This window comes from Luteimonas sp. TWI662, assembly GCF_039673825.1.
GTDB lineage: Bacteria > Pseudomonadota > Gammaproteobacteria > Xanthomonadales > Xanthomonadaceae > Luteimonas.
The window spans coordinates 1-661 of sequence record NZ_JBDJMI010000056.1; the positions used below are offsets into that span (position 1 = coordinate 1).

1 protein-coding gene is annotated in these 661 nt (G+C 72.8%); it reads left to right on the plus strand.

The features are described 5' to 3' along the window. The coding region (locus ABE488_RS17720; protein ID WP_346449708.1) for a class II D-tagatose-bisphosphate aldolase, non-catalytic subunit at positions 1-661 on the plus strand (661 nt) is incomplete at both ends.

The window sequence follows — 661 nt, forward strand, 5'->3', positions numbered from 1 at the left end:
CATCGCGCTCGGCGGCGATCACCTGGGTCCCAATCCCTGGACCGCGCTCAAGGCCGAGGCGGCGATGGCCAAGGCCGAGACGATGGTCGCCGCCTACGTCGCCGCGGGCTTTCGCAAGCTCCACCTCGACTGCTCGATGGCCTGCGCGGGCGATCCGGTGCCGCTGCCCGAGGCGACGATCGTCGAACGTGCGGTGCGGCTGTGCCGCGCGGCCGAGGCCGCCCATGCCCGGGCCGGTGGCGAGCCGCCGGTCTACGTGATCGGCACTGAGGTGCCGGTGCCCGGTGGCGCGACCGAGGCCATCGACGGCCTGACGGTCACTGCGCCCGCGGCGGCGCTGGCGACGATCGAGGCCCACCGGGACGCATTTGCAGCCGCCGGTCTGCAAACCGCGTGGACGCGGGTGATCGCCTCGGTGGTGCAACCAGGCGTGGAGTTCGACCACCACCAGGTCATCGACTACGTGCCGGCCGCCGCACGCGCCCTCAGCGCCGCGATCGAACAGGTGCCGGGCCTGGTGTTCGAGGCGCATTCGACCGACTACCAGACGCCCGAGGCGCTGGCCGCGCTGGTGCGCGACCACTTCGCGATCCTCAAGGTCGGCCCCGGCCTGACCTTCGCGCTGCGCGAGGCGTTGTGGGCGCTGGATGCGATCGAGCGC